At 53.3% G+C, this 1,616-nt stretch carries 3 protein-coding genes; 1 reads left to right on the top strand and 2 read right to left on the bottom strand.

Features of this window, described 5'->3' with window-relative positions; translation table 11 throughout:
* The coding region (locus VLA04_00255; protein ID HSI20136.1) for a hypothetical protein at positions 1-204 on the top strand (204 nt) is incomplete at its 5' end.
* 107 nt (positions 205-311) lie between these two features.
* On the opposite strand, the gene VLA04_00250 is transcribed toward VLA04_00255, so the two are convergent.
* Positions 312-815: an Imm21 family immunity protein gene (locus VLA04_00250; GenBank protein HSI20135.1), complete on the bottom strand. Its 504-nt coding sequence runs from the start codon at positions 813-815 to the stop codon at positions 312-314.
* Positions 812-1,616, bottom strand: an 805-nt coding sequence (locus VLA04_00245; GenBank protein HSI20134.1) for an RHS repeat-associated core domain-containing protein, incomplete at its 5' end; no start/stop codon positions are given. The genes VLA04_00245 and VLA04_00250, both read right to left, overlap by 4 nt.

Here is a 1,616-nt window from a genome sequence, read left to right as displayed (position 1 = left end):
GCTGCTCAGGGTGTCCAGCGGGTAGGACTCGAACAGCGTGTGGCCGTCCACGTCATAGGACTTGACGACGAAGCGTTCCTTGCCAGTGCCGGTGTCCTTACGGTGGGAAATGACCGGGCGCCACAGGGCGTCGAAGTAGTTTTCTTCCAACAGGTTGCCGGTGGTCAGGGTCTGCTTCCAGTGACCGGCTCGAGTGTGCAGTGACTTCGACTGAATGCAGGCTTTGAATGGAAAAATTCGGGGACGGGGCCACAGAAATCTGCTCTTCCCTATCGGATGGAGGAGGCTAATGGGTGACTCCGGGCCCTTGTTTAAATTCTCTGGAATCTGTGCACCAAGAAGTCGAACGTCCCCTTATCGATATAACGCTCCGTGGTCACCTTGTACAGGCCGGATGAGCAGCTTATAGAAGTTGTCAGATCCGCCTCACTCAAGATAGCAGCAGAATCGAACATGAAAATAGATCCTCCAGTGATGGAATAGGATATCTCATCTTCAATTGAAGAAAGGGACGACGGCAGCGCAGCAATTGCACTATCGGCTTCCTCATATGACTTACAAGCGATCCATCTGACAATAACAATCTGTCCATTGCGCTCGACGAAGGTTGATTGCATAGGTTCATCACCTAGAACCAGCACACTGGCATCCGCGCAAGGGATCTTACTTAGGAAGTCAGTCTGCTCGCAAGCACGAATGTAATCGTTCTCCGAAGCACCTATTGAACTTGCATCACGCCCTTTCCAATATGGAGCTACAACCACATCTGCACACAGCAAAGGCCCGCCACGAGATTCAATCCACTTGGTTTTCACGACTTTTCTTCCTGTTTAGGCTTAGGTGGTTCCGGTATTTCTTTCGTCTTACCACGCGTCTTACTTCCATTCACATCCCCCCCTTGAGTACTACTGCAACCTTTACAATGCGGATATAGTCGCTGAGGCCCACCGTCTTCATTCACTCCGTTGGGAGGCTGATGATCAGGGATCCAATTACCCGTTTTGGTACCGGGATCTGTAGCTCCGCAAGTGTGACACCCTGTATCATTGCCAATACCATTGATTTTACCTCTCTCTTCCGGAGTAAAGTCTCGACCCGGCCCACGAGCAGGTATTGAGTCGCCAGCATTTGGTCCTGGCGATAATGTAGATGGTCGACTATCAGCTGTCGCATTGGAAATTGCATCATGGACAGCCTGAACTCCGTTCGTTATTGATTGCCGGCAAGACGGGCAAGCACCATACGCAACGATCACTACCGCTGTTGTGATCAGCCCGACTTCTGCTACCGAGAACCTCCCATCCGGATCCGTATATCGATACGGATTGTTATTGGCATACCAGAACTTATTGAAATTACTTCCATCCACCATGCTGGTCAGCACAGGATCCCTCGACACAAATCGCCCCAGCAGCGGATCGTAGTACCGCTCCTGCATCTGCACCAGCCCGGTCGCCGTGTCGTTGACATGCCCGGTGTACCCGAAGGTGCTGGGTTCGTTGCCGGTCCAGGTGTCGCCCCAGGGGTCGTAGGCGGTGTCTGCGGTGCCCACGCGGCTGCTGTTGGTGCGCAGCACCGGGCTGCCCAGTGCGTCGGTGTGGAGGTAGCTGGCCGTG

It is taken from the genome of Verrucomicrobiia bacterium (assembly GCA_035460805.1).
Taxonomy (GTDB): Bacteria; Patescibacteriota; UBA1384; order CAILIB01; family CAILIB01; genus DATHWI01.
This window is presented reverse-complemented; position numbering and strand designations above follow the sequence as displayed.